This is a genomic window from Bradyrhizobium oligotrophicum S58, from assembly GCF_000344805.1.
GTDB lineage: Bacteria > Pseudomonadota > Alphaproteobacteria > Rhizobiales > Xanthobacteraceae > Bradyrhizobium > Bradyrhizobium oligotrophicum.
In genome coordinates this window covers 1039642-1065693 of the sequence record NC_020453.1, presented here as the reverse complement: position 1 = coordinate 1065693, position 26052 = coordinate 1039642, and the positions used below count along the sequence as shown (strand labels likewise).

Genomic DNA, 26052 nt, shown 5'->3' with positions numbered 1-26052 from the left:
TCACGCCGTTCTCTGAAAGGATCAGACCCATGACCCCGACTGCACTCGCATCTCGCATCGACACGCTGACCGATGCCTCATACGTCGACCGCCCCGACATTGCCCAGATCATCAAGTGGCGGGACAGCTCATACGCCGCCGACCTCTACATTGCAGCGGTGTCCTGGCTCGACCTGTTCACCTATCTGGACGATCATCCCGTCTCGGAAGACGAATTGCGAGAGCATTTCTCGCTTCGTGACCGGCCGACACGTACAATGATCAGGCTCTTCGAATCCTGGGGCCTGATTGCCCGCAAGGGCGGAAAACTTCACGCCACCATCGAAGCGGTCCGATATCTCAGCAGCCGATCCGACGAGAACGTCGCCTCCTACATCGCCACGATGAAGTACAAGTCGTCCGTTCGCGAGCTGTACGACGTGCTGCGGAACGACGGCTCCGACACCTGGCATGTCGCGCGCGGCGACACGACCAGCTGGGACGATCTGATGCAGACCGATGAGTTCGCGGACCTCAACACACGCGGCATGGAGGAGCGCGGCCGGATCTTTGCCCCGCATCTCGCTACCCTGCTCGATTGCAGCGGTGACACGACCGTGCTCGACATCGGCGGCGGCTCCGGCGTCTATTCCGCGCATCTGCTGATGCGCTATCCTGGGCTGTCCGCAATCATCTTTGAGCGCCCCCCTGTCGACGAGCTTGCGCGATCCTGTCTGCTCACGCGCGGTCTCTATCCCGACCGCGTCCGTATCGTCGCTGGCGACATGTTTGTTGACCCGCTGCCACGCGATGCAAGCCTTCATCTGTATTCCCACGTACTTCACAATTGGGGACCTGACAAGGTCCGCCTGCTGATGCGCAAGTCCCACGGCAGCCTTCAGCCGGGCGGCCGCATCGCTGTCTACAGCTGCCATCCCGACGATCGGGGCGGGGTCCCGGCTCCAGCCGCCGAAGCAGAATATTCGGTGCTCCTGACCACGGGCTACGAAGGCTGCTGCTACAGCTTCGAAGACATGCGAGAAATGCTCGAACAGGCCGGCTTTGGTGATGTCGAGTACCACAAATCACTCTGCAATCGCAGCCTCATCGTGGCGAAGAAGCCCAGCTGAGGTCACGTGACGTCGATCCCATCGGGAACGGATTCAGCCGTTCCCGATGTCTTGTGCAGGGAGCAGAGCCATGTCCGTGCCGACGAGCGTTCTCCTATCCAGATTGAGTGCAGCAGGCTACACCTTCTTTTCAGGCGTTCCCTGCTCGCACTTCGCTGACCTCTTTGAGAGGGCGGCCGAAAGCGCGTTGATCGACGTGCCCGCGGCCAACGAGGGCAGCGCGGTGGCGCTCGCCGCCGGCGCCGCGCTGTCTGGCCAGCGAGCCGTTGTCGCGCTGCAAAACTCCGGTCTTGGTCACGTCGTCAATCCACTCACATCGTTGTTGATGGTCAACAGGATCCCGGTTTTCTTGCTGATCTCGGTGCGAGGGCATCCCGACGAGAGCGCAGATGAGCCGCAGCACATCTTCATGGGCGCCGCGACCAAGGCGATCCTCGATCAGCTCGCCATCGACTGGTACGAGTTCGATGGAACGACGGGCGGACTGGATCAGCTTCTCATCCGCGCGGCTGAAGCGCATCGGCAGGAGGCACCTTTTGCTGTGCTGTTGCGAAAGGGCCAGTTGACGCAGAGTCCCGCAGGGCCTGCCCCTGACGCACCGCTCGATTACCCGCTCAGCGCGGGAGAGGCGATCGAACTGATCTGCCAGCGGCTCGATCCGGCCACGCCGATCGTCTCGACGACAGGATTCATCACGAGAGAGCTGTTCCGGGTCAACGATCGTGCCGAGAATTTCTACATGCAGGGCTCGCTCGGCCACTGCAGCGCATTGGCGGCAGGTCTCGCCATCGCCAGGCCTGAGCGACCAGTCCTCGCACTGGATGGCGATGGCGGCGCGCTGATGCACATGGGCGTCATGTCCACCATTGGCCACGCCAAGCCGCAGAACCTCATCCATGTCGTGCTCGACAACGAAAGTTATGCGTCCACCGGTGGACAGGCGTCGACGTCACGAAGCTCATCCCTGGACCTTGTGGCATCCGCCTGCGGCTATCGCTCGTCGGTGCGCTGCGTCGAAGCCGAGCACATCATGACAGCCATGAAGCACTGTGCCAGCACCCCGGGCCCGCATTTCCTGCTGTGCAAGATCAATCGCTTCCATCCCGCAACGCTTCCGCGCGTGACCACCCGCCATACGCCGGTCGGGAACAAGCGTCGATTCCAGGACGCCATGGAGCGCAATGTTCTTGAACCCTCAGCTGTCGGCTAAAAGGGGAATGATGTGATAGTCCGCAAGACGTCGACCTCGGCAGCCCTCTGCCTGACCTTCGTGATCCTGATCTGGGGTATGAACTGGCTCGTCATAAAGGATGCGCTGCGCGTCGCACCGCCGCTGTTCTTTACAGGACTGCGGCTTCTTGGCGGGGCGGTGGCGATCGCCGTGGCGCGCCTTGCCTTGGGGCATCAGCTCCGCCTCGGCGATCGCGGACGGCTGAACCTGTTTGCCGTCGGCTTGCTGCAGATGGCCTGCGGGCTGGGCCTGAGCCTGATTGGGCTGCAATATCTCGACATCGGTCGAAGTGCGCTCATTTTCTATACAATGCCGCTCTGGCTTGCGATCATTGAATGGGTCTTTGACGGCAGGCGCCAGACCGGCTTCGAACTTGCGGCGATCGGTAGCGGGCTTGGCGGCATCATGTTGCTGAGCGCCGATGGTCTCGGGCCGACGGCTGCGCCGATGACTTTCAACAACGCCGAAGGGGTTGCGCTGCTGCTGATTGCTGCCATCTGCTGGGCCTTGGGAACCTGGCTCGCCGACCGAACTCGCAGCGATATCGACGTCTGGAGCCGGACTACATTCCAGCTCGCCACGTCGGGGACGGCAGTCATGATGGCCTCAGCCGTCCTCGAGCCGCACTTCGACGTCAAGCATCTTTCAGCTCTCGCCTTCCCGATCGCGTTTAACTGTATCGTCGCGACCGGCCTCGCATTCGTTGCCTGGTACTATGCGCTGGCCTCAATTCCAGCGCGGATCGCATCTCAGAGCCTCGTTCTCATTCCGGTCGTGGCACTGATGTCAGCTCTCATCCTGCAAGGTGAGGAGCTCGCGCTGCAGACGGTGCTTGCCTGCCTGCTGATCATCATGGGCGTCACGATCGTGATCTGGCAACGCGAAGAGCAACCTTTGCGCAACAGAGCGGTCAGTGCGTCATTCAGCCAAATCGACGAGGCTCACGAGCCTCGAGCCAAGCGTCAACCGAAGCGGGCTTTGAGTTGAGGCCGACACATGCGCGCACTTGAGCCAATCTACCAGCCGATGCTTCTGGCTGGAGCACCAGCCGACGCAGATCGCGTCATCGAAGTCAGGAATCCGTTCTCCGGCGCGCTCGTCGGGACGGTACCCCAGGCAGAGCCACGTCAAATACGGGCGGCATTCAAAGCAGCCGCACGCTTCCGCCCGAAGCTGAGCCGCCGCGAAAGGTCGGATATCCTGCTCGGGACTGCGCGTGCGATCGCAAGCGATCAAGACCGGCTCGCACAGCTCATAACTGCCGAGACCGGTCTCTGCCTGAGGGACTCCCTGCATGAAACCCGGCGCGCCTGTGACGTCTGGTCGTTTGCCGCCCATGCGCTGATTCAGAATGATGGCGAGATTTACCCTGGAGACATCGGCGGAAACCCTCATCAGCGGCGCATTTTTTCAATGCGCACGCCGCTCGCCGGGGTCATCGCGGCCATCACCCCCTTCAATCATCCGCTGAATCTGGTCAGCCACAAGCTGGCGCCGGCAATTGCGACCAACAACCGCGTGGTGCTCAAGCCATCGGAGCAGACGCCCCTGACGGCACTTGCTCTGGGCCGGATCCTCCGCGAACAAGGCTTGCCAGAGGGCATGCTCTCGATCGTGACCGGAACGCCGCACGATCTTGGAGATTGCGTATTCACCGATGAGGACGCCGAGCTCGTGACATTCACGGGGTCGGTTCGCGTCGGGCACCAGATCGCGGAACGGGCGGGTTACCGGCGGCTCGTCCTCGAACTCGGTGGGAACGATCCCTTCATCGTCCTCGCGGATGCCGACGTCGATCGGGCCGCGCACTTGGCCGTGCAGGGTGCGGTCAGACATTCCGGTCAACGCTGTACGGCCGTGAAGCGGGCGCTGGTCGTGGAGGAGCTTGCGGATCATTTCGCCGAGCGGGCCCTGCACCACATGCGGCAGCTCTCAACGGGCGACCCCAGCGACCCTTCCGTTGATCTCGGCACCGTCATCAGCGAAGACGCAGCCCAGCTGATTGCCAGACGCGTTGCCGGCGCGGTCGCGGCAGGTGCCAGGCTTCTGCTCGGCGGTGAGCCTCGCGGCGCGTTTTGTCCTCCAACCCTGCTCGATCATGTCTCGCCCGCTTGTGAGCTCGTTGCCGAGGAGACGTTCGGCCCTGTTCTGCCGATCATCCGGTGCAACAACGATGTCGACGAGATCGTCATGATGGCGAACGCGACCAAGTTTGGACTTTCCGCCGCCATCTGCTCCAACCGCCTGGATCACGTCACGAGACTGATCGAGGGGCTCGCGGTCGGCTCCGTCAACGTCTGGGAAGTTCCCGGTTATCGCACCGAGCTCACTCCATTCGGCGGCATCAAGCAATCCGGGCTGGGTCACAAGGAGGGGATACTGGAGGCGATGCGCAGCTTCACGCAGGTGAAGACCTACTCTCTGCCGTGGCCGGTCTAGGGCCCGCGACCTGCATCGCCGGTTGGCCACGGAGCGCCAAATCACCAGCGATCGAGCCGCCGCGCCACGAGCGGCGGCTGCGCTGGTAATACGCACCTAGTCGATCAGCAGCTTCTCCGCCGCAGCTTCGTCAGTCACCAGAACATGACATAGCCCGGCCAGCAGCGCGGCGCGAATGATCGCGACCTTCTGCAGTCCCCCGGCTGCCAGAACCCGGTGCTTGATCCGATGAATGTGGTCCCAAGGCGGGTTGATGGTCCGCCGCGACAGCGGATGATCCACCCGCTTGCCGTTGCGATCGAGGTAGTGGCCGCAAATGTCTCCGACCGCGCCCGCCGTTCGCAGCGACGTCCAGGTCTTGCGTGAGATGACGTTGTATTCGAGCACCTTTGACTGCTCGGAAAGGTCGATCGCGCTCAAGAGCGCCATGTCCAGACTTGGCACCATGGCCAACACGGAGCGAACCGGCTCGCTGTCCACGATGAGGTCTCGAAAGGCCGCGTCGTCGACGAACATGGGCGCGGTGAGATAATAACAGCGGGCTCCGAGTGCGCGTGCGATCATCGCAGCGTTGTCGTAAGGATTGATCGGCGCGCTTTCCGCCAATCCGCCGCAGAGCAGGACAACCTTGGTGTTCTGCCCCTGACGCGGCCTCAGGTTCTGGGCGGCTGCGTTGATCGTCCCTCCCCAGGTGATCCCAATCGAGCCGTCCGCGGGAAGCTGTTCAGCGACGTAGTTGGCAGCTGCCGCTCCGAGGAAGGACCTTACGTCCGGATCACTCATGGGGGTCGGGACCACGATAGCTTGCATCAGGCCGTATCGGGCAGCGAGCTCCGCCTCGAGTTTCGTTCGCTGACCGGCGGGATCGGTGATCGTGATCTGAACGAAGCCGCTTTCCCGCGCGAGCCCGAGGATTCGGTTGACGCGCTTCCGCGTCATGTTCAGCCGCTGCGATATCGCTTCCTGCGTCTGCCCTTCCTTGAAGTAGTACCAGCATATTCTGGCAACCAGGACTCGATCTTCCAGGATCGTATCGGCGTTGTCGGCCTCGCCGTCGCGCAGTTTCAGGTTTGAGGTGGTCACGTCACAGCCTGAGTCGGTTTGAGTGAGGACCCATCTGTGCCCCGTGGCGGTCGCCACGACAACTACCATCCCGGATGGCTCAATTGTACCCAATCCGTCACAAATGTGTCAGCGAAGCCGGCTAAGCCCCCCCTGCCAATAATGATAGGGGGCTGACCATGCGAAGCATTCTGCTGTCGGTTGCATTTCTATCCGTCTCGATGAACGCCGCACTGGCGGAATTCTCGGACGGCAAGGTCGTGATCGGTGTCATGGGGGATCAGAGCGGCGTGGTCGCCGACGTTGGTGGTCCTGGCTCGATCCTCGCGGCCCGGATGGCCGTTGCCGATTTCGGGGGAACCGTCGATGGCACGCCGATCGAGATCGTCACGGCAGATCATCAGAACAAGCCGGACATCGCCTCCAGCATCGCGCGCGAATGGTTTGACCGGCGCGGCGTCGACGCGATCGTCGATCTGCCGCATTCGGGTGTGGTTTTCGGATTGATCCCGCTCGCGACCGACAAAAAGCGCTCGCTCCTGATATCCGGCGCAGCTTCCACCGACATCACAGGCCGCTATTGCTCGCCCTATGTCACGCACTGGACCGACGATACCTATGCGCTGGCGCGCGGCACGGCGGCGTCGCTGCTCGACCAGGGCCTGAAGTCCTGGTTCTTCCTCACCGCGGATTATTCCTTCGGCCACGATCTGGAGGGAGTTGCCCAACAGGTCGTGGACGAGCGCGGCGGCAGGGTCATCGGCAGCGCTCGCCATCCGCTCGGCACCGCCGACTTCTCCACACTCCTGGTGAGGGCACGCAGCTCCTCCGCCGAGGTGATCGCGCTTGCCAGCGCCGGGGCCGACACGGTCAACGCCATCAAGCAAGCCGGCCAGTTCGGGATCGCGCGGGGCGGGCAGAAGCTGGCCGCGCTGCATGCCTTCGTGACGGATATCAACAGTATCGGCCCGGAGACGGCGCAGAACCTGATCATCAGCACCGGCTTCTACTGGAACGACAATGATGCGACGCGCACATTCGCCCGGCGGTTCTTTGCCACCCACGGACGGATGCCAACACGTGAACAGGCCGGCGTCTATGTCAGCGTGCTGCACTATTTGAAGGCCGCGCGGGCCGCGCACAGCGACGATGCCGCTTCTGTCAACGACCAGATGCGGCAGCTGCCGGTCGACCGCTTCGGCAGCGAAGCGCACATTCAGGCGAATGGACGGGTAACCTATGAGATCGGCGTCTATCGTGTGAAAGCGCCTGCCGAGAGCAAAGAACCCTGGGACTTCTACGTCCGCACAGCCACGGTTCCTCCGAGCGCGGCGTTCCGTCCCGCATCGGCCTCCGGCTGCAGCTCGCAGGCGGCCAAGGCGCAATAGACATGGTAGCCCGCGCCTCGCTCCAGGCTTTCGAACATCCGAGGGCTGTCTCTGCCCCGCTGCTGACCGATCCCGTGCTGAAGGTTCGTGCTCTGACGGTTCAGTTCAAGGATTTCGTCGCCTTGAACGAGGTGTCGCTCGACCTTCGGGATGGCTGCATTCACGCGGTGATCGGCCCCAATGGAGCAGGCAAGTCGACCCTGTTCAACGCGATCAGCGGCTTCGTCAAGCCGACGCGCGGCCAGATCGAATTGTTTGGACGCGACGTCACTGCCTGGCCTGCCAATCGGCTGGCCAGGCTCGGGCTGGCACGATCGTTCCAGATCTGCGCCATATTTCCCGAATTGTCGGTCGAGGAGAACATGCTGGTGGCGCAGGCCCATGCCAGCCCGCCACTCCGGCTGCTGCGCCGTCGCCTCAGCGGCGATCTCGCCCCCCATAACGAGACTCTACTGGCACGAGTTGGCCTGACCTCCGACCGACGCAGGCAGGCGCGTGAACTCTCCTATGGGCGGCGGCGCCTGCTCGAAATTGCTACCACCCTCGCCCTCAAACCTCGCCTCCTGCTTCTCGACGAGCCGACGTCGGGGCTCGGCCGGGAAGACATCGGTCCAGTCGTCGAGATGATTGCGGACGCAGCGCAGGATTGCTGCGTCCTGCTGGTGGAACACAACCTCAAGGTCGTCGAACGGCTCGCGGACCACGTCACCGTCCTGGCGAACGGAGCCGTTCTGAGCGACGGATCCTATCAAGACGTCGCGCGCGACCACCGCGTCCGCGCCGCCTATCTCGGTGCAGCCGCTGATGCTTGATCCGGAACGAAGACAAGCAAGCCTCCCCCTTGCGATATCCAACCTCAAGGCCTGGTATGGCGAGGTCCAGGCGCTGTTCGGGATCGACTTCACCGTGTCGGAAGGCGAGGTCGTCGTGTTGCTGGGCCGCAACGGCGCGGGCAAGAGCACCATCCTGCGCGTCATCATGGGCCTGTTGCAGCGGCAGTCGGGGCAAGTGCTGCTACAGGGGAGAGAGGTGCGTTCGCTGCGTCCATCTGAGCGCGCGCATCTTGGCCTCGGTTACTGTCCGGAGGAGCGAGGGATCTTCGCCAGCCTCACCGTGGCCGAGAACATGGCGCTGTCGCCCAGGTTGGGCGGCTCCGGCATGAGCGATGATGAGATCTTCGAACTGTTTCCGAACCTGCGGTCGCGGACCCGCCATCTCGGCGGGCAGCTGAGCGGCGGCGAGCAACAGATGCTGGCGATCGGGCGGATTCTGCGATCCGGTGCCCGAACTCTGCTGCTGGACGAGCCGACGGAGGGGCTCGCACCCATCATCATCCGCCAGATCGAACAGGCGATCACGGCGCTCAAGCAGCGCGGCTACACCATCCTGCTCGTCGAACAGAACCTTGCTTTCGTGCTGGGCGTCGCTGACCGGGTTGTTGCAATCGAGAACGGATTGGTTGTCGACAATTGCCCGACCAGCGAGGCCGAGCGCATCGAAGCGCGCCTCTCCAAATACATTGCCGTGTGAATCCGTATGTCAAACCTCGTTCTCTCCTATCTCACGATCGGTCTGGTCAATGGATCGTTCTATGCCCTGCTCTGCCTCGGCCTCGCATTGATCTTCGGGCTCCTGAACATCCTCAACATGGCTCACGGCGCGCTCTACATGATGGGCGCATTTGCCGCCTGGGCGGCCGTTGCACGCCTTGGTCTTCCCTACCTCGCGGGCCTGTGTGCGGCTGCCGTTCTGGTTGGATCGGCCGGGATGGTGCTGGAGCGGCTCTTGCTGCGGCGGACCTACAATCTCGATCCGCTCTATGGGTTCATGCTGAGCTTCGGGCTCGCAACCGCGATCCAGGGCGGATTTCAGGTCATCTTCGGCTCCACGGGACTGCCTTTTTCGACGCCCGCCTGGCTGTCGGACGTGGTCGATCTCGGCTATGCGGTGTTCCCCGTCTACCGGCTGTGGGTCGTCATGGTTGCCCTTGCCGTTTGCCTCGGGGTGTGGATCGCGATCGCACGAACCAAGGCTGGAGCGACGCTACGGGCGGCTTCCGAGAATGCCATGATGGCCGAAGCGCTGGGCGTTCCGATTCCTGCGGTGATGACGGCCACCTTCGGGCTGGGCGCGGCTCTTGCGGGCCTCGCCGGCGCTCTTGCGGCGCCGATCTATCAGGTCAGCCCGCTGATGGGGGCGGACGTCCTGCTTGTTGTCTTCGCCATCATCGTGATCGGTGGGATGGGCTCCCTCGGAGGAACAATCCTGGCGGCCTACTGCCTGGCATTGCTCGAGAGCGCGACACTGGCGGTGTTCCCGCAAGCGGCCAATGTCATGATCTTCGCTTTCATGTGCATCGTCCTGTCGGTCCGGCCGCAGGGGCTGTTCGGCATCGAGGTGTTGCGACAGCATTCCTTTGCGGGAATCCCGCCGCCGGTCACCGCCACACGCGATTCACTGCCAAGCCAGAATTTCGAACGCATCCTGATCATGGCGATGGCCGCCGCCGTGCTCGCTCTGCTGCCGGCCCTGCTCTATCCGATATTCCTGGTCAAGATCTTCTGCTTTGCGATCCTTGCCGCGTCATTCAACTTCCTGCTCGGTTTTGCCGGCGTCATGTCGTTCGGCCAGGCGGCTCTCTACGGGACAGCCGCCTATGTGACGGCGCATGCCATGAAGGAATGGGCGATGTCCCCAGAGCTCGCGATGCTGGCCGGAATCACTGCCGCTATCCTGCTCGGCGTCGTCATGGGAGCGCTGGCGATCCGGCGGCGTGGCATCTATCAAGCCATGATCACGCTCGCCGTTGCCCAGATGGTCTATTTCGTGTTCGTCCAGTCGAGCTTCACGCATGGCGAAGACGGGCTCCAGGCGGTGCCGCGCGGTGTCCTGTTCGGTCTGATCGATCTGCGCAACGACCTCGCCGTCTATGCGCTTGCGGTCATCGCCTTCTGCTCCGTCCATTTCGGCATCAAGCGGCTGCTGTCGTCTCAGCTTGGGATGATGCTTGTCGCAGTCCGCGACGACGAGCGGCGCGCCCTGTCCCTTGGTCAGAACGCCTGGGGCCTGAAGCTGTTCGCCTTTGCGATCGCCGCCGGCTGCGCCGGCCTCGCGGGGTCACTGAGTGCAGTTGCCTTTCAGCTCGCGACCTTGTCCGGCGCACACTGGCACCTCTCCGGAGAGGCTGTTCTGATGTGCCTCATAGGCGGCCTCGGCACATTGGGCGGACCCTTGGCCGGCGCTGCGGTCCTGGTCACGATGCAGCACTTTCTCGCTCCCTATGGTGCCTGGGTGCAGGTGATCCAGGGCGTCGTCTTCGCAACATGCGTCCTGACCTTTCGTGACGGGATGATGCCTCGACACGCGTTCGCCTGGCCTTCACGGCTGCGCGGGGCCAGCGCCACCTCATTCGCACCTGCCGAGACCTTCGAGGAGACGGGCCGATCATGACCAGCGCGATCCCACACAGTCGGCATCAGCTTTGCCAGATGGATGGCGATCCTTCGCAGCTGACAGCCACGGCTGCAGCTTCGGCCATACGCGAACTGCGCCTGTCCGCGACCGCACTGCTCGAGGCCTGCCTCGCTCGCATCGCGGCACGCGACGGCGAGGTCCACGCCTTCAGTCATCTCGCGGTGGACACGGGGCGGGAGCAGGCGTTCCTCGCCGACAAGGCGCAATCGGAAGGCCGGCTCGCCGGACCGCTCCACGGCCTGCCCATCGGCGTCAAGGACGTCTTCGACACGATCGACATGCCATCGGAATATGGCAGCAGCCTGCTGCGCGACCGTCGCCCGGCAGCGGACGCCGCGGCGGTCGCGATCCTCAGGCGGGCCGGCGCCATCATCATCGGCAAGACGACGACGTCGGAGTTCGGCATGTATCACCCGAGCGCTGCCCGCAATCCCAATGATCTTGGGCGATCACCTGGTGTGTCTTCGGCCGGTTCAGCCGCAGCCGTGGTCGACCGAATGGTGCCTCTTGCACTCGGGACTCAGCACACCGCCTCGACGGTGCTGCCGGCATCATTCTGCGGAGCGTATGCCTTCAAGCCGTCGTTCGGGTTTGCAAGCATGGAAGGCTCCAACATCCTGGTGCCGCGGCTTGCGCAGATCGGCTATCTCGCGAGATCCGTCCAGGATCTCTGCTTGTTTGCCGGCGCATTTGATCCTGTTGTCGACGGCGCCGCCGATCGGATCGGCCGCCCCCCGAGGCTCGCCGTGGTGCGCGGACCGGGATTCGAGCAGGTCGCTCCGGAGGTGGACGAGGCTTTGACGGCCTGCATCGGTGCGTTGCCGGTAGCAGCCGACGAACTGGATCTTCCGAGCGAGTTCGGCCATGCGATCGAGGTGGCTCTTGGCCTCTTGAACGCGCATCTGGCGGCTCGCTTCGGCGATCTGCCCCGGCATCTGTCTGCCAAGCTGTGTCCACCGCTGCAGGATGGAATTGCCGCCGGCATTGCGCTCAGCGCGAAACGTTACATCGAGTTGAACGCGTTGGCCGATCGCTTGATCAGACTGACGTCGCAGCTGTTCGCGCGGCACGATGTGCTTGTGACCCTTTCGGCGCCGGGCGAGGCGACAAGGCTCGATGAAGGTCCCGGCTCGGGGAGTCTCGCCATGCCCTGGAGCCTGTGCGGTCTGCCTGTCGTCTCACTGCCGCTGCTCTGCGGCGCCCACGGCTTGCCGATCGGTCTCCAGCTCATTGGACGCCATGGCTCTGACCGTGAGCTGCTTCAGAACGCCGCCTGGGTTGCTCACACCTGCCGCCTGCCAACACGGGTTGACCATTGATGCAATATTCCTCCGTCACCCAGCCGACAACGGGTTCCGACGCGCAGATCGAAGTCAACGGACGGGTCTACAATTGGCCGCGCGTTCCCACTGTCATCATCTGCTTCGACGGCTGCGACCCCGACTATATCGCAGCGGCGAGCAGCGCGGGCATCGTCCCTGCCCTCGATCGCATGAGACGCGACGGCTTTGCGACCACGGCGCTCGCGGCGATGCCGACCTTCACCAATCCAAACAACGTTTCGATCGTCACCGGGGTCGCACCCGCGCACCACGGTGTGTCGGGCAACTTCTACATCGACCGGACGAGCGGACAGGAGGTGATGATGGTGGACGCATCGCCGGTGCGAGCACCGACGATCCTTTCCGCCTTCTCCCGTGCGGGAGCCAAGGTGGCAGCCGTGACGGCCAAGGACAAGCTCCGCAAGGCGCTTGGCAAGGACCTCAAGGGAATCGTGTTCTCTGCCGAGAAGGCGGATTGCTGCAGCGAAGCCGAGAATGGCATTGCAGACGTGCCCGCGCGGATCGGCCGCTCCGTTCCTCATCAGTATTCGGCGGACCTGTCACTGTTCGTCCTGGACGCCGGTCTCAAGCTGTTGGCGGATTATCGTCCTGATCTGATCTATTTGTCGCTGTCCGACTATGTCCAGCACGCCTACGCGCCGCACGAGCCGGAAGCCCTGGCGTTCATGGCCGAGGTGGATCAGAGGCTCGGCGCACTGCTTGCCGAGGGCACGCTTGTCGGGATCGTCGCCGATCACGGTATGAGTGATATGGCGCACGCCGATGGTTCGCCCAATGTCTTGTATCTCGGCGATCAGCTCGACGCGGTCTTCGGCCTCGGGCGAACGCGGGTGATCTGCCCCATCACCGATCCGTTCGTCCGCCATCACGGCGCGCTCGGCGGCTTCGTCCGGGTTCACCTCCTGGATCCAGTGTTGCTGGCGTCAGACGTCGTTTCGTTTCTCGCCGGGCTTCCCGGCGTCGGTCTCGCCTTGACCGGAGATGACGCGGCCGCCCGCTTCGAGCTGCCGCCCGACCGCGAGGGCGACGTCTGCGTGATCGCAGCAAAGGGAATCGCCCTGGGCGCCCGAGCGTGCGACCACGAGCTCTCCAACCTGGCGGGCGCAAGGCTGCGCTCGCATGGCGGCCTCGCCGAGCAGCGCGTCCCCTTTATCCTGTCTCATCGGCTTCGCGCGAGCCAGGGCGCGCCCGACGAGCGCACTTTACGCAATTTCGATATTTTCAGTGTCGCGCTCAATGAGGTGGACCTTTGACCATGAAGCGTGTTGTCATCATGATCCTCGACGGACTTCGACGGGACCTGGTTTCGCCTGCGACTACGCCCCATCTCGCAGATTTCGCCGCGCGCGCGGAATGGTTCGAGGACTACCGGACGGTCTTTCCTTCGTGCACACGCGTCGTGTCGGCGAGTGTTGCAACCGGATGCATTCCAGCAAGGCATGGACTGCAAGGCAACTCCGTTGCCCTGATCGAATCCGGCAGGTTGGTGCTGCGCGACGCCGGAGATCCGCAGTTTCTGCAACACAAGCGCCGGGTCACTGGATCATCACTGCAAGTGCCGACCCTGGCGGAACGCGTCAAGACGGTGGGTGGCCAGATCGTCTTCAGCAATGTGTCCCCGGGGGCTGCCTATGCCCATGATCCCGACGGGCACGGATTTGTCTATCACCGGGCCGGCTCGTTCGGACCTGGCCGCATCGAAGTCGCGGCCGGCGAGCGATTGGACGTCACGCTGGACAGCCGTGGGGACGCCAGAATGACGGCGCGCTTCATCGACGACGTTCTGGTCCAACGTCGCCCCGCGGTGGGCGTTTTGTGGCTGGGCGAACCGGACCATATACAACACAACGCGCCGCTCGGTTCTCCGGACCATCTTGCCGTTCTGGCGGAGGCGGATCGTCGGGCGGCGGAGGTGATTGCAGCCGTGGCAAGACAGCGCGACCGGGGCGATGACATCCTCCTTCTGATCGGATCGGATCACGGCCATCAAACGGTCGAGGACATCGTTGACATCGATGCGGCGCTGATCACCGCCGGTCTCAAAGCCGATCATTTGTCCGACGAGATTCTGGCCATCTCGAACGGGACCTCGGCCTTGATCTATGTCGACTCCCAGCGCGGCCCCCCGCTGCAAAGCGTGCGATCGTTTCTGGAACGCAGTGATTGGGCCGGGCAGGTCTTCGGGCCGGACGAGCTCGACCGCGTTGGACAAGCTCACACCGGCGGCCTCGCTTTTGCTGTTTCCATGCGGTCCAGCGACGTCCCCAACCGCTTCGGAATCCGCGGTTCGAGCCTCGCGGCCAAGCCTGCCCTTGGCAAGCCCGACCGACTCGGATGCGGACAGCATGGAGGGCTCGGGACCTACGAGCAGGCTCCGTTCCTGATGGCATGCGGCCAAGGCTTCAGTCCGGGTCGGATCCGCAAGTCGCCCGCGCGCGTCATCGACATCGCGCCGACGGTGCTGTCCCATCTCGGGCTGGCCTGCACAGGAATGGACGGCGAGGCCTTGCAGGCGGCAGCCTGGCGTTCTGAGCCGCGCGCCATGACGGCCTGACGCCCGCGCTGCGCATTGGCCCAAACCATTTTGGGCCAACACCATCAAGCACCGGCAATGATCGTCGCATCTGCTCCGGCCGATGCCTGCTACCTGCCGGCTGCGCCGCAGCACCCTGTCGACGCCCCCTTGGGAGAGCTGTCTGTTCACCGGTGCCGAGAGAACGTGGCCGCTGCGCTGATCAGAGCGCCGGGCTGTCGAAGAATGTCCGCCGCAGGCCGATGCGACCACTGCTGAGATGATAGACATCGGCAAATCTGACCTTCAAGGGACGTCCATTCTTGTCCTGGCCCGTAAAGCTGCCCCAGCAGGCGATCTGTTCGCCATTGCTCAGCACCTGCTCAAGCAGGTGCTCTCCCGAGGCCACGATGCGCTCGTGGCGATAGAACTGCATGATGGCCAATTTGCCGATAAAGGGCTCATATCCTGGACGCTCATAGACGGCACCGTCGTCCAGCAGGCTGGACAAGCCAGCCCAGTCGTGAGCGTCGATACACGCGAACAGGTGTCGGACATATGCTTCGGCATCCCGATCATCCAACGGTCCCTGCATGCTCCCCCCCACCATTGAGAGCCGGCTCCGCTTACACTGCCGCTGCGCGCGGATCCGATTCCTCGCTCCAGCTCACGCCCATGGCGACCTCCAGATCGGCCAGCATCTCCTGCACCGGCATCCAGACAAGACCACAGCGCATCGATCCGAGCGGAGATACGACCAGTTCGACGCTCGACCGCTCGATCCGGGTGTAGCCGGTGCGGTCCGCCATTCCGCCGGCAATCACCGCGTCGGCCATCATGCTGATCGTGAAATCCGTATTCCAGCGCGCATGAGCATAGGCACGCGAAATCCGGGGCAGGATTCGCGCCAACCCTCTGCCGCGGAAATCGCGCCGGTACCAGCCGGCGCCGGAAAACACGACCCTGCCCGAAATCGTCGACCCCACCGGGGTCGCAATCGTGCAACCGTCTCCGCGCGCCAACGCGGCTGCCGGATCTGCGTAGAACATTCGAAGCGAGATGGCTTCCTCGCGCAGCGTCGTGTCTGTCCAGTCGTAGTACCGACCCGCCTGTGTCGCGACGACCTCTCCGTCCTTGTCCTTCCCGACCATGACGAAGGTGTTCTCAGCCGTCGCGCCACCGAGATCGGGCTGGAAAATCGGAACCAACGGCCGCCAGCTGTCGGAATTTGCGCTGTTGATGTCGAGCAAATCCTGTAGGCTCCCGAAATATATGCTTATGCCGCGCCCTTGGGCGGCTGTGTCAGCGGCGAGGAAGAAGCGTCCCAGGAGGCTGACCGGACCATGATCGATCCTCAGATTGGAAGGCACGCGGCCAGATTGAGGACAGCAATCCTGGATCGACATTCCTTGTCCTTTGCTACGTCGCGGACATCAAACCGTGGCTGGCGACGATCGCATTTTATCTATCCTCTGGAGTTGTAGCGCGAATGACATAATTCTGGTTGATTGTTTCAAGCTTAGATTGATGCTTCATGGGCAAACATCTTCGACAGGGCATGAGGTAATCGGAGTGGCTATTTCCAAACAGCTCCCTGACGGCCGCCCCGCTGCGTCCCGAAACCCAGGCAAGCGGCTCAGGAGGTCATCCAAGAAGCCCAATCATGTCGATCAACATGTGGGAATGCGGTTGCGCCTGCGACGGAACCTGCTCGATCTCAGCCAGGATGACCTGGCAAGACGGCTCGGCCTCACAGCTCAACTCATTCAGAAGTATGAAGCTGGCGAGACCCGGATCAGCGCATCAAGGCTCTACGAAATCGCAAACCAGCTGGCTGTTCCGATCACGTGGTTCTTTGACGAGATTGACGCCAAGCCGCGCGCCGCTGCGCCAAAGGCGTCCCATGAGCAGACGGCGGAGTTCAGTGAGCTTGTGACCAAACGCGAATCCCGCCAACTGCTCGAGCTCTATTTCGGTATATCCGACGAGCGGCTTCGCCGAAAGGTACTGCAGATGGCCGAGCTTCTCAGCTCGCGCGACGACGAGTAGTGCGCTCAAGGACATCAGCCAAGCCGGATGACTGAGTTTTAGCGCCCGGCGTGCTCAGCCGGTCCTTGCGCCGATGGTCGGCTTCCGCGGCGGCTGCGAGGCGGGCCGGCGGGCCGATCATGCTGATCGCCGTTGGCTACGCAGCAGATTTCGATAGCCGCCTCGGATCAGCGTCTGACCTGTTTGAACCAGCCGGATGGTCCGGCTGCGCAGGTCGTGCGTTTTCCATCCCCGATCTTCAACTCGCTCGGACCCGAACAGAACCGTGGCGATCGCCCGATAGTTCTGGCCCTCGACACGGCCATCCAAGGCGCGCAGCGCCAGAACGAGGCGCCGGCGCTGCTGAACAGGCCCGGGGTGAGCCGAAAGCGTGATCAGACCTCGTCTCAGCGCCGTCCAAAGCCGATAGGCCGCGCGGGTCTGCAAATCGAAATCTCGGTCGAGCGGCAGTTCGACGGCCACGGCCATCCTCTTCGCCGGAAGCCGGGAGAGCATCAGCCGGTGCGTGGCGCCGCCCAGCTGCAGCACCGCGTACCAGCCATCGGACGCCCGTCTCAGCTCGGCGTCGGGCGATCCGCGAAGGTCGAGATGAGAGAATGGCGCAAGCGAGCCTTGCGAGGTCGGAACAACCCGAAGCACAGTCGGCAGCACTTCCGGTGCCCAGAATATGGCCTGAGCATCAAACCGCCGCATTGGGTCAGCCGCGAAAAGAAAGCCCCCATCGCCGCCTAAATTCAGGATCGGTCGGGCCGTCTTTGTCTTGCGCAAGCAGATCGCTGTAGTCTCGCCGATAGTCTGGATTGCGACGTAGACATTCCCAGGCAAAGTCGGCCGCATCGGCTGTCTCTAGCTTCTTGTAAGACTCGGACGACCGCCAGTTGAACTCACTCATTCCACACTCGTCCCTGCCATTGCAGCTCGCTCACCAACGGTTGCGGAGGCTAGCAACGAGGGATCCGGCACGGGGGCTATCAATCTACGCAGTTGACACCGATCGAGCGCAACACAGTGGATTTTGAGTATTTCAGGGACGTTCGGTTTCATTCAAATCGCTCGATTCTCGGTAGCTACGATGCGGCCGCGCTGCTGCCAGTCGCGCGACCATGTCACGGTTGCTTCCGCTCAATGCTCGCGCGAACTCTCTCGAATGGTGCTCACGCACGTTTGACAAACGCATCTCGTGGCGTCCGTAGCGTTCCAGCCGAGCGGAAGAATTTCCCGTGATCGTGACAGACATGCGACTGGGTCCAAAACCGCTACCTTTCCGGATAGCTGAGCCTCATCGTGATCTTCATATTAGGATGACCATCGGCTCCGCATGGCAACGAAAGCTGATCGGCCCCCCGCTGTTCCGAGTGACATGCCAGTCGGCTGAGCAGAGGTCCTATGGCGGCGGAGCCCGTCCGTCTGCTGGTCGGCTGACGCCAGATTGTAGCTCGCAACACCCCGCACTTGTCACAGCCCCGCACGTCACGCGCTTCGGCACGCCGCTTGAGGTGCGGAACCAGGAGATTGCGGATGCAAGATCATCTCGGACGAACGGACCTCTGGAGGCTGAACCTTCGTACCACATCCGCAGTCGTATCAGTTGTCGCCACGGTCGCGATCCGCGCCAACGGCGCTCAACTCGCCACGACGGGCCTGATCGTTTGGCAGCATGGTTCGCTAACCGTTACCTTTTCTTCGCTGCGCGATTGCGGCTGCGTGCCTTGCACCGCTTCTCGGGCGACCGCAATGTCCGCCGGCCCGGATTGTGCGGCCACTCTCGCTCTTGGTAGTGTGGCCGCAGGCTTTGCCCGTGGCGTCTGACAATTGCCATGCAAAACACCGCCGCCTCGCCGGGAGCGCTTGTGATCTGCACCAGCCCTCTGCTGACCCTGACATTCGCCGCCTTGCTCGGACAGGAAAAATGCTCCTCACGCCGGCTCGCGGGCTGTTGCTGCGGGCCTATTGGAGTTGCCGTCGGATTGCCCGGGCAGCTCGTTGCGGGCACGCCAGTGACCATCCATCGTGGTGATCCGGTCGCAACCGTGTTGTTGGCACTGTTCAACGTCTGTGACGCTTCGGCGGCCAGGATTGCGATTTTCATCAGAACGGCACCGATCTCGGCGGCCGCCGCCGGCGCGATCCGTTGGCTGAGACCGTGTCGCCTCAACTCCCCACTGGAACCGGCCTCATCCTTGCCGGGGATCTACTTCGTCTACCGGGCCGAACCGTCCGCCGAGAGCCGGGCGTGACGCATGGCGGCCATGGCTTCAGCTTCGAGGGACCGCGCCCACACTCAAGCGGCTTCTCTCAATCCCGGAGATTGGTGCTGACTCGCCGCCGAATTCGATTCGGGGGATCGCGTCGAGAAGCGCCTTGGTATATGCGTGCTGCGGTCTGCTGAACAGGTCTGCGACCGTGGCCTGCTCGACAATGCGCCCGCCCCTCATGACCATGACGCGATCGCACATCAGCCTGACGATGTTGAGATCATGACTGACGAACAAATAGGACAGGCCGAGCGCTCGCTTCAGCTTGTCCAGCTGGTTGAGCACGACGGCCTGCACGGAGACGTCCAAGGCCGAGGTAGGCTCATCGAGCACGACCAACGCCGGGTTGACCGAAATCGCCCGGCCAATGCCGACGCGGGCCTTTTGACCGCCCGAGAGTTGATGTGGGTACCTGCTGAGCAGCGCCTTCGGAAACTCGACAAGATCGCAGATGCTGTGGATGCGCCGTTCGAGGTCATCCGATCTTTTCAGCCGTTCGAGGCGAAGCAGCGGATCGGCAACCGCCTCGAATGCAGTCCGCCGCGGATCCAGGCTGGAGGCGGGATCCTGAAACACGATCTGAATCAGCCGCCGCTTGGCCGACCTTGCAAAGGACCGCGGGTCGGCATCGGCGATCTCTTCACCATGAAGCCTGATCGATCCCGCCGAGGGCTTGACCAGCTTGGCAATCAGCCGCGACGTCGTCGTCTTGCCCGACCCCGACTCGCCGACGAGTCCGACACATTCGCCCTGGTACACCTCGAAGCTGAGATCATCGACCGCCCGAAATGACGATGGCGCGGCCTCGGGGCGGCTGCGCCAAGGCGCCTTGAACTTCGAGAAGATGCGCGGTGAATTCTGCAGCACGTAGTCGTGCGTCAGGCCTTGGACGCTGAGAACGGGCTCCTTCGCAATATCTGGCGTATGAGCCGCCTCCGAGAGCTGCCGGATCGGCCCGAAGACCTGCGGCTCGGAGGCAGGTATCAGGTCCGTCAGCTTGTCATGACCCTGCGGTGTCGCGCTCATCAGCTTCCGCGTGTAGATGTGTTGCGGACGACTGAAGATCTGCGCGGTCGGACCGTGCTCGACGACCCGTCCCCGCTCCATGATGATGACGCGGTTACAATATTGCGCCGCCAGACCGAGATCATGGGTGATGAACATGGTGGACATGCCGCGAGAGCGATTCAACTCCACCAGCAGTTCCATAATGGCCTTCTGGGTGGTGACGTCCAAGCCGGTGGTCGGCTCGTCAGCCAGCAGCAGCCGTGGCGTACACGCAAGCGCCATGGCAATCACGCTGCGCTGACACATTCCGCCCGACATCTCGAACGGATAGGCGTGGACACGACGCTCCGGGGCTTGAATGTGAACCGCATGGAGGGCTTCGATAGCCCTCTTGTCAGCGTCACTGCCCCTCAGCGAGCTGTGCGCCCTCAGCACGTCGCTGATCTGTGCTCCGACCGGCCGGATCGGATTGAGAGCCGTTTGCGGGCTCTGAAACACCATCGATATCTCACTTCCGCGAATGGCCTTCAGCTCCGACTCCCGCAGGCCGAGCAATGACCGGCCGAGATAGGAGATCGAACCCGACTGAACCCGAGCCTGGCGCGGAAGCAGCCCCAGGATCGAGTAGGCCGTGACAGATTTCCCGGACCCGCTTTCTCCGACGATGCCAACGATCTCGCCCGCTTCGATGTCGAACGACACGTGATCGAGCGCCCGCACGCGTCCATGCGGGGTATCGAACTCGACAGCCAAGCCATCAATGCTCAGCAGCGGGGGATCGGATCTCTTCAACATGACCTGCTCACCAGGACTTCTATCGGCTACGAACGTCGAGGATGTCCCTCAAGGCATCACCCAGCAGATTGAAGGCGAACACTGCCAAGGCGAGCGCTGCGCCTGGAAAGACGACAAGCCACCAATTGCCAGCCATCGCCTGAGCGGCGCCATCAGCGACCATGATCCCCCATTCCGCCGTCGGCGGCCGAATGCCGAGGCCGATGAAGGACAGGCTTGCGGCATTGAGGATCGCCCAGCCGAGATTTACGGACAACTGAATCATAAGGTTGGGCATCACATTCGGGAGCAGAACGCGCGCTATGATCCGCCCGTCGCCATTGCCGGCGACGCGCGCTGCCTCGACAAACAGCTGGCTGCTCAACACGCCAATCTCCACGCGCGCCAGCCGCACATAGAACGGGAGATTCACGATCGCGGTCGCAAGGATCACGTTACGCAGATCGTTGCCAAGAGCGGCAACCAGCGCCATGGCCAGGACGAACAGCGGAAAGACCTGGAGCATCTCGGCGATGCGGCTGGTCCAGAGATCGAAGGCACCGCCCAGATAGCCAGATAGTCCGCCGATGCTGACGCCTATGGTGAAGGACGCCGTCACCGCGCAGACCGCGATGAATAGATCAAGGCGTGCCGACACAATCACTCTGCTCAAAACGTCCCGCCCAAGCTGGTCGGTGCCGAACCAATGCGTCGGGCCTGGCGGCAGAAGCACATGGCCGAGATCGGTCGCATAGGGATCGAACGGTGCCAGCATCGGTCCGAACAAAGCCAAGAGCAGCATGATTGTGACGGTCGCGACGGCCGCAACCGACAACCAGTTCAGCGTGACGATCCGCGCCGCATGTGAGACGATCGAAGATGAAGACTGCATCATACCCCCCTGCGTGCGCGCGGATCAGCAAGGCCATAGGCGAGATCGATTGCCAGATTGACGGTAACGAGAAGCAATCCCATCAACAGAACGAACCCCTGCACGGGCGCATAGTCGGATGCGAGCAGCGCATTGAGCGCGAAGCTGCCGATGCCGGGCCAGCCGAAGACCCGTTCGACCAGAACATTAGAACCAAGCATCGTCGAGAAAACGATCCCCATCGTCGTCAACACTGGCAGCAGCGCGTTGCGCAGCGCGTAGCGGATGTAGACGGTGACGTCGCTGAGCCCCATCGCGCGCGCCGTACGCACGAAATCGGAACTCAGCACCCCCAGCATGGCGGATCGCGTCATGCGCGTCAGCGGCGACAGCACGAAGATCGCCATTGTGATGCTCGGCAGCACAAGCCTGCCAGCAGCTGACTGCAGCGCATCCCAGCGCCCGCTGACGCTGCTGTCGATCAGGAGAAAGCCTGTCAGACGCGGCGGCGCGGCGATAAACATGTCGATTCGATCGACGGGTTCCGGCGCGATGCCAAGCCAGAGAAAGAACACGTAGGTCAGGAGCAGGCCCGTGACGAAGGTCGGCATCGACACGCCGATACTGCTGATGACGCGCGCTACGTGATCCACCGGCGAGCCGCGCCATATCGCTGCCATGACGCCTAGAGGAATGGATATGGCAAGCGCCAGCAGCAGCGCCACGACCGCCAGCTCAAGTGAGGCTGGCAGGCGCTCGCGCAGTTCCGTCAGGACCGGACGCCCGGTTGTGAATGACATGCCGAGATCAGCTCGGCCGATATCCTTCACATAGATCAGGAGCTGCTCGGGGACGGACCGATCGAGGCCGAGCTTTTGTCGGACATAGGCCATCTCATCCGCGGTCGGTACGGGACCCGAGGCGAAGAAAGCCGCCGGATCGCCGGGGAGAACGCGCATGATGAGGAACGTCGCCACGACCAGGGTGCAGATCGCGGGCACCGCCGCAAGCAGGCGGCGCACGAAGAAGGTCAGCATCGCGGGACTCCAAGCTCTTCAACAACGCTCTTCGGCGAGAACAATCAAAGGCGACCGCGGGACCCGCAGACGGCGTAGGATGGCGAAGCATCCGGTCCTCGTCGAGGGTGACGAGGAGCCGCTTGGCGGGTGTCAGTTCCTGATCATCGACCGCACATCTGGAAGCGTATGAAACCAGTACGCGTAATTGCCAATGTCCTTGCCTATGACGACCTCCAGAGCCGCCTGACGAAACATCAGGAGCGGAACATCGCGGTTCACGATCGCGATCATCTCACGCATCGCCGCATCATAATCGGCGTCGCTGCCGGCGTCGTCCGCCTTTGCCAGCAGCCCATCAAGCGCGGGATTGTTGTAGCCAGAGAAATTCGAACGTGTATTTCCGCGATAGAAGATCCGGATCCAGTAGTCGGGAAGATTGAGCCACGCCACCTGGTTTTCCAGATAGACCGGCATTTGCTTTGCTGTCTGCAGCTCGCCGAAACGCGCCCCCGGCAGCTTCTCGATCGTCACACGGATGCCAGCCCGGGCGAGATGATCCTTGAGTGCCACCGCGAGATTTTCGAAGTATTCGGCCTTGCAGGTGCATAGCGACAAGGTGGTATCAAAGCCGTTCGGGTATCCTGCCTCCGCCAACAGCTTGCGCGCCAACTCCGGATCATAGGCGAACGACTGTGGTTGTGGAAAGCTGGCACCTTGCGCCTGCTCAGGCGGGCCGAACAGTCGTTTGCCCCGATCGAGGAACACACTCCGGAAGATATCCTCTTGCGGGATGGCGTGGGCGATCGCCTGACGGACTCGTACATCGTCGAATGGCTTGGTCTGCGTGTTCATGACCAGAAACTCGAACTGGTTCGGCATGGGAATCAGTAACAGCCTGGCCTGTGCGCGCCGTTCGACGCCTTCGATGGCATTCGGCGTCAGACCGACGGCGACATCGGCCGCACGCCGCTCGACCAGCGCCACGCGTGTCGTATCTTCGGGCACGGTTTGGAACACGGCCCACCGCATGGCCGGTTGCGGCGTGCCATACCATTTGTCGTTACGCTGCAGGACGACCTGATCGGGCCGGAAGGTCATAACCTGATAGGCGCCGCTCCCCGCCTCGTTGGCCTTCAGCCACTCGGTGCCCCAGGGATCGTTGGGGGTGACATGAGCCTTGACCTGGTTCGCATTGATAATGGGTGCGAACGGAGTGCTGAGCGAAAGCAGCAGATAGCGATTTGGCTTGGCGAGCGCAATCTCCACGGTCTTTGCGTCGATCGCCTTGATCTGGTCTTCGCTGGCAAGACCTCCCAGATTGAGGACGAAACGCGTGGTCGGCAGGCTGATCGCACGTCGCAGCGACCATTTGACGTCCTCGGCGGTCACTTGCGATCCGTCATGGAAGACTGCGGAGCTGCGAAGATGAAATCTGTAGACCTTGCCGTCCTCGGAGATGTCCCAGCGTTCAGCGATGTCGCCGCGCGGTTCATCCAGCCTGTATTGCTGGACATTGTCACGCGGTTGATCCAGCGCGAACGTGACCAGCCGATCGTAGACGTGCCAGGACACGCCCCAGGTCGATCGCTGCACGCCGGCGCCCGCAGGATCCAGCGAAGAGGTCTCGAACGGCCAGACCACTCGCGCGGTTTCGTTACGGCTCTGGCCCCAGACCGGTGAAAAACCTAATGCGACCTGAACGGCGACGGCCGCCACGAGGATCGCTCGTCGTTTGCAGGCGTAGGCTCTTGCCGTGAAAGCTCCCATTGGGCGATCTCCTCAAGGGTGGTCGTGGTGAAACGTCTCTTGCTCCGCTCGCGATGCGTCGCCTCATAGTCGACATTCGACATGTCCGATGACAGCACGACCTGATAGATGGTCCGGGCGGCATCCATGCTGACGAGCTCGTCGATGACATCGCGGCGCACCGCTTCCGGATTCCGCTCGCCCGGATCGCCCCATCCGCCACCGCCCGCCGACTCGATCGAAATGTCCATGGGCCCACAGCGCAACGTGCCGTAGGCCGGTGTTTGAACGAGGGTGCCGTCTGCGGCGCAGCAGCGGATCGAAGCAACGGCTCCGGCCTGTCCGCCCATCACCCCGGACCCGGAGGGCCGCCTGCTCGCCTCGTCACGAAACGTGGTCTCGGTGGGCACCAGCTGCCGGGCCTCGTAGTGAATTCCGGTCCCGCCACGCATCCGGCCAGGACCTCCTCCATCGGTTCGGAACTCCTGGCGGCGGATCTCGACCGGGTAGGCCAGCTCGAGGTCCTCGACATTCGGCAACACGAGCCCACCGAGGGTGTTGACCGTGCCGAGCACGTTGAAGCCATCGCGTTCTGCGACCGCACCGGCGGCGGGATAGCCCAGCCAATGATAGAGAACGAAGATATTGCCCTGTCGCGTCGAACCGGCCGATACGGGGTGTAGCGACTTGCCCCACCCTGCGCAGCTGCGATCGGGCGCGGCGCCCGACAAGGCCTGCCAGCAGGCGGTAATGATCTCGTGCGCCGGATGCGTGGTCGTAAACCCGACGGGCGCCGGCGACCTTGCGTTCACGATGGTGCCTTCAGGAGCGATGATCTGGATCGCCCGGTAGGCGCCCTCGTTCCGGGGCAGTGACTGGTCCAGAAAGGTCGCTACCGCGAGATAGACGGCCGATGAGGTGTTGGCCAAGGGACTGTTCTTGAAGCCCGCAATCTGCGGCGAACAACCGGAAAAGTCGAACACCAGCCGTTCGCGCTCGACAGTCAGGGAGACCTCGATCCGGATGTTGGCCGCCGCAAAGCAATCATGATCGCTGACGTCGACGCCGCTGTATCGACCAGGCCGCAACTGCTCGATCTCAAACTGCATCCGACGCTCTGCATAGTCGAGCAGGTTTGGAAACAGCCTTTGCGCTTGTTTGCTGCCGAGATCGCGGGCCAGCGACGCGAGCCTTTCGGCACCGATCCGAGTCGATCCAAGCATGGCGTGCAGATCGCCGACGAGCAGGTCGGGACAGCGCGTGTTGGCGAGCAGCAGCCGCAGAATATCCTCGCGGACGACTTCCTTTTGGGCGATCCGCAATGGCGGGATGCGAACGCCTTCATGGAAGATCTCTCGCGCGGCCGCGTTGTAGGTACCCGCGACACCTCCCCCGATGTCAGACTGATGTGCGCGATTGCACGAAAAACCAAACAACATACCTTCGACGAAGACGGGCCGCATCATCGTCCAGTCCGCCAGATGATTGTTGCCCGCCAAATAAGGATCATTGGACAGGAAGACATCGCCGTCGGCGATATCTCCGCCAAAGGCCTGCTTCAGAGCGCGTAGCGCGAAGCCGCCGCTCCCGGTATGAATGGGGATGCCGTCAGCCTGCGCCACCACGGCCCCATCCGCGTCCCCTATGAAGCAGGAAAAGTCGTGAGACTGCGAGAAGATGGGACTGCGCGCGGTCTTCATCATCACCCATCCCATCTGCCGGGTGATATGATCGAGCTGTTTCTGCGTCAGGGCGAGCAAGACGGGATCCAT

At 62.7% G+C, this 26052-nt stretch carries 23 protein-coding genes and 1 pseudogene; 14 read left to right on the top strand and 10 right to left on the bottom strand.

The genetic code is table 11. The features are described from left to right. The first annotated feature begins 29 nt into the window (after positions 1–29). The 4 genes from S58_RS04710 (at position 30) to phnY (ending at position 4779) form a co-directional block, all read left to right on the top strand. Complete coding sequence (locus S58_RS04710; protein ID WP_015664096.1) at positions 30–1109, top strand: methyltransferase; 1080 nt, start codon at positions 30–32, stop codon at positions 1107–1109. 70 nt (positions 1110–1179) lie between these two features. Beyond that, positions 1180–2319 carry a phosphonopyruvate decarboxylase gene (aepY, locus tag S58_RS04705; protein WP_042338750.1) on the top strand — a complete coding sequence of 380 codons (1140 nt, stop codon included), beginning with the start codon at positions 1180–1182 and terminating at the stop codon, positions 2317–2319. A 12-nt stretch (positions 2320–2331) separates the two neighbouring features. After that, positions 2332–3327 carry a DMT family transporter gene (locus tag S58_RS04700; protein ID WP_015664094.1) on the top strand — a complete coding sequence of 332 codons (996 nt, stop codon included), beginning with the start codon at positions 2332–2334 and terminating at the stop codon, positions 3325–3327. Between the two features lie 9 nt (positions 3328–3336). Continuing rightward, the gene (gene phnY, locus S58_RS04695; protein ID WP_015664093.1) at positions 3337–4779 is read left to right on the top strand and encodes a phosphonoacetaldehyde dehydrogenase; all 1443 of its coding nucleotides are present in this window, start codon (positions 3337–3339) and stop codon (positions 4777–4779) included. 96 nt (positions 4780–4875) lie between these two features. Here the strand turns inward: phnY and S58_RS04690 are convergent, their stop codons facing one another. Then, positions 4876–5862, bottom strand: coding sequence for a sugar-binding transcriptional regulator (locus S58_RS04690; protein WP_244440708.1), 987 nt, complete (start codon positions 5860–5862; stop codon positions 4876–4878). 158 nt (positions 5863–6020) lie between these two features. Here S58_RS04690 and S58_RS04685 point away from each other — a divergent pair, with 158 nt between their 5' ends. From S58_RS04685 to S58_RS04655, 8 genes and pseudogenes are all read left to right on the top strand, one after another. Then, positions 6021–7229 carry an ABC transporter substrate-binding protein gene (locus S58_RS04685; protein WP_015664091.1) on the top strand — a complete coding sequence of 403 codons (1209 nt, stop codon included), beginning with the start codon at positions 6021–6023 and terminating at the stop codon, positions 7227–7229. Positions 7230–7231: 2 nt separating this feature from the next. Next, positions 7232–8041 carry an ABC transporter ATP-binding protein gene (locus S58_RS04680; RefSeq protein ID WP_015664090.1) on the top strand — a complete coding sequence of 270 codons (810 nt, stop codon included), beginning with the start codon at positions 7232–7234 and terminating at the stop codon, positions 8039–8041. After that, entirely contained in the window at positions 8034–8759 is a 726-nt protein-coding gene (locus S58_RS04675) for an ABC transporter ATP-binding protein (RefSeq protein ID WP_042340547.1), read from the top strand. Before S58_RS04680 ends, S58_RS04675 begins: the two co-directional genes overlap by 8 nt. Before the next feature lie 6 nt (positions 8760–8765). Then, a pseudogene (locus tag S58_RS39425) lies at positions 8766–9620 on the top strand (branched-chain amino acid ABC transporter permease); the annotation flags it as partial. Positions 9621–9719: 99 nt separating this feature from the next. Continuing rightward, complete coding sequence (locus S58_RS39420; protein WP_322788245.1) at positions 9720–10679, top strand: branched-chain amino acid ABC transporter permease; 960 nt, start codon at positions 9720–9722, stop codon at positions 10677–10679. Beyond that, entirely contained in the window at positions 10676–12022 is a 1347-nt protein-coding gene (locus S58_RS04665) for an amidase (RefSeq protein ID WP_015664087.1), read from the top strand. The genes S58_RS39420 and S58_RS04665 overlap by 4 nt, the downstream gene beginning before the upstream one ends. Further along, positions 12022–13299 (top strand): phosphonoacetate hydrolase, encoded by a 1278-nt coding sequence (phnA, locus tag S58_RS04660; protein ID WP_015664086.1) that lies wholly within the window; start codon positions 12022–12024, stop codon positions 13297–13299. The genes S58_RS04665 and phnA overlap by 1 nt, the downstream gene beginning before the upstream one ends. Positions 13300–13301: 2 nt before the next feature. After that, the gene (locus S58_RS04655; RefSeq protein WP_042338746.1) at positions 13302–14600 is read left to right on the top strand and encodes an alkaline phosphatase family protein; all 1299 of its coding nucleotides are present in this window, start codon (positions 13302–13304) and stop codon (positions 14598–14600) included. 181 nt (positions 14601–14781) lie between these two features. Here S58_RS04655 and S58_RS04650 read toward each other — a convergent pair whose 3' ends face one another. After that, positions 14782–15153: a nuclear transport factor 2 family protein gene (locus S58_RS04650; protein WP_042338744.1), complete on the bottom strand. Its 372-nt coding sequence runs from the start codon at positions 15151–15153 to the stop codon at positions 14782–14784. A gap of 31 nt (positions 15154–15184) precedes the next feature. Beyond that, on the bottom strand, positions 15185–15964 hold the full coding sequence (locus S58_RS04645; protein ID WP_015664083.1) for a hypothetical protein: 780 nt from the start codon (positions 15962–15964) through the stop codon (positions 15185–15187). Positions 15965–16130: 166 nt separating this feature from the next. On the opposite strand from S58_RS04645, the gene S58_RS37245 reads away from it, so the two are divergent. Beyond that, entirely contained in the window at positions 16131–16607 is a 477-nt protein-coding gene (locus tag S58_RS37245) for a helix-turn-helix domain-containing protein (protein WP_160167582.1), read from the top strand. 117 nt (positions 16608–16724) lie between these two features. Here the strand turns inward: S58_RS37245 and S58_RS04635 are convergent, their stop codons facing one another. Then, the gene (locus S58_RS04635) at positions 16725–17300 is read right to left on the bottom strand and encodes a DUF2285 domain-containing protein (protein WP_015664081.1); all 576 of its coding nucleotides are present in this window, start codon (positions 17298–17300) and stop codon (positions 16725–16727) included. Positions 17301–17304: 4 nt separating this feature from the next. Further along, positions 17305–17499 (bottom strand): transcriptional regulator domain-containing protein, encoded by a 195-nt coding sequence (locus tag S58_RS38915; protein WP_015664080.1) that lies wholly within the window; start codon positions 17497–17499, stop codon positions 17305–17307. Between the two features lie 925 nt (positions 17500–18424). On the opposite strand from S58_RS38915, the gene S58_RS04630 reads away from it, so the two are divergent. Then, a complete protein-coding gene (locus tag S58_RS04630; RefSeq protein WP_042338742.1) occupies positions 18425–18844 on the top strand; it encodes a hypothetical protein in 420 nt (139 codons plus the stop codon). A gap of 18 nt (positions 18845–18862) precedes the next feature. On the opposite strand, the gene S58_RS04625 is transcribed toward S58_RS04630, so the two are convergent. From S58_RS04625 to S58_RS04605, 5 genes are all read right to left on the bottom strand, one after another. Beyond that, positions 18863–20665, bottom strand: a complete 1803-nt coding sequence (locus tag S58_RS04625; RefSeq protein WP_015664078.1) for a dipeptide ABC transporter ATP-binding protein — start codon at positions 20663–20665, stop codon at positions 18863–18865. Positions 20666–20684: 19 nt separating this feature from the next. Then, complete coding sequence (locus S58_RS04620; protein WP_015664077.1) at positions 20685–21536, bottom strand: ABC transporter permease; 852 nt, start codon at positions 21534–21536, stop codon at positions 20685–20687. After that, positions 21536–22552 carry an ABC transporter permease gene (locus tag S58_RS04615; RefSeq protein WP_015664076.1) on the bottom strand — a complete coding sequence of 339 codons (1017 nt, stop codon included), beginning with the start codon at positions 22550–22552 and terminating at the stop codon, positions 21536–21538. Before S58_RS04615 ends, S58_RS04620 begins: the two co-directional genes overlap by 1 nt. 132 nt (positions 22553–22684) lie before the next feature. Beyond that, positions 22685–24250 (bottom strand): ABC transporter substrate-binding protein, encoded by a 1566-nt coding sequence (locus S58_RS04610; protein WP_244440707.1) that lies wholly within the window; start codon positions 24248–24250, stop codon positions 22685–22687. Continuing rightward, positions 24220–26052, bottom strand: a complete 1833-nt coding sequence (locus tag S58_RS04605) for a hydantoinase B/oxoprolinase family protein (RefSeq protein WP_015664074.1) — start codon at positions 26050–26052, stop codon at positions 24220–24222. The genes S58_RS04610 and S58_RS04605 overlap by 31 nt, the downstream gene beginning before the upstream one ends.

What these genes read in the sequence shown, in the direction of transcription:
- S58_RS04710 (WP_015664096.1), top strand. Translation starts at nt 30, where the DNA reads ATGACCCCGACTGCACTCGCATCTCGCATCGACACGCTGACCGATGCC.
- aepY (WP_042338750.1), top strand. Translation starts at nt 1,180, where the DNA reads ATGTCCGTGCCGACGAGCGTTCTCCTATCCAGATTGAGTGCAGCAGGC.
- phnY (WP_015664093.1), top strand. Translation starts at nt 3,337, where the DNA reads ATGCGCGCACTTGAGCCAATCTACCAGCCGATGCTTCTGGCTGGAGCA.
- S58_RS04685 (WP_015664091.1), top strand. Translation starts at nt 6,021, where the DNA reads ATGCGAAGCATTCTGCTGTCGGTTGCATTTCTATCCGTCTCGATGAAC.
- S58_RS04680 (WP_015664090.1), top strand. Translation starts at nt 7,232, where the DNA reads ATGGTAGCCCGCGCCTCGCTCCAGGCTTTCGAACATCCGAGGGCTGTC.
- S58_RS04675 (WP_042340547.1), top strand. Translation starts at nt 8,034, where the DNA reads ATGCTTGATCCGGAACGAAGACAAGCAAGCCTCCCCCTTGCGATATCC.
- S58_RS39420 (WP_322788245.1), top strand. Translation starts at nt 9,720, where the DNA reads ATGGCGATGGCCGCCGCCGTGCTCGCTCTGCTGCCGGCCCTGCTCTAT.
- S58_RS04665 (WP_015664087.1), top strand. Translation starts at nt 10,676, where the DNA reads ATGACCAGCGCGATCCCACACAGTCGGCATCAGCTTTGCCAGATGGAT.
- phnA (WP_015664086.1), top strand. Translation starts at nt 12,022, where the DNA reads ATGCAATATTCCTCCGTCACCCAGCCGACAACGGGTTCCGACGCGCAG.
- S58_RS04655 (WP_042338746.1), top strand. Translation starts at nt 13,302, where the DNA reads ATGAAGCGTGTTGTCATCATGATCCTCGACGGACTTCGACGGGACCTG.
- S58_RS04650 (WP_042338744.1), bottom strand. Translation starts at nt 15,153, where the DNA reads ATGCAGGGACCGTTGGATGATCGGGATGCCGAAGCATATGTCCGACAC.
- S58_RS04645 (WP_015664083.1), bottom strand. Translation starts at nt 15,964, where the DNA reads ATGTCGATCCAGGATTGCTGTCCTCAATCTGGCCGCGTGCCTTCCAAT.
- S58_RS04635 (WP_015664081.1), bottom strand. Translation starts at nt 17,300, where the DNA reads ATGCGGCGGTTTGATGCTCAGGCCATATTCTGGGCACCGGAAGTGCTG.
- S58_RS38915 (WP_015664080.1), bottom strand. Translation starts at nt 17,499, where the DNA reads ATGAGTGAGTTCAACTGGCGGTCGTCCGAGTCTTACAAGAAGCTAGAG.
- S58_RS04630 (WP_042338742.1), top strand. Translation starts at nt 18,425, where the DNA reads ATGCAAAACACCGCCGCCTCGCCGGGAGCGCTTGTGATCTGCACCAGC.
- S58_RS04625 (WP_015664078.1), bottom strand. Translation starts at nt 20,665, where the DNA reads ATGTTGAAGAGATCCGATCCCCCGCTGCTGAGCATTGATGGCTTGGCT.
- S58_RS04620 (WP_015664077.1), bottom strand. Translation starts at nt 21,536, where the DNA reads ATGCAGTCTTCATCTTCGATCGTCTCACATGCGGCGCGGATCGTCACG.
- S58_RS04615 (WP_015664076.1), bottom strand. Translation starts at nt 22,552, where the DNA reads ATGCTGACCTTCTTCGTGCGCCGCCTGCTTGCGGCGGTGCCCGCGATC.
- S58_RS04605 (WP_015664074.1), bottom strand. Translation starts at nt 26,052, where the DNA reads ATGGATCCCGTCTTGCTCGCCCTGACGCAGAAACAGCTCGATCATATC.